We start from the raw sequence: 258 nt of genomic DNA on the forward strand, positions 1-258 counted from the left end.
CCTTCATCGACGGGTGCAGCTAAGACTGTCTCAACGTTAGGATCAAGGATGAATGAGCTGGCTCTTTTCGCAGGTGCTGGTGGAGGAATACTCGGAGGCCAGTTGCTGGGATGGCGCACCATCTGCGCCGTTGAGTGTGATGCCTACGCAGCACAAGTTCTCGCGCAACGACAAAACGATAGAGCCCTACCGGCTTTCCCGATTTGGTCTGACGTGTGCAGTTTTGACGGCGCGCCGTGGAGAGGCATTGTTAATGTG

Annotated in this window: 1 protein-coding gene; it reads left to right on the forward strand. The window is 55.4% G+C overall.

The window, feature by feature from the left end; all coding sequences use genetic code 11:
* Positions 1-52: 52 nt before the first annotated feature.
* On the forward strand, positions 53-258 hold a 206-nt coding region (locus tag SB717_RS37395; RefSeq protein ID WP_410908178.1), incomplete at its 3' end, for a hypothetical protein.

Origin of the sequence: Priestia sp. SIMBA_032, assembly GCF_046535215.1 — a bacterium.
Taxonomy (GTDB): Bacteria; Bacillota; Bacilli; order Bacillales; family Bacillaceae_H; genus Priestia; species Priestia aryabhattai.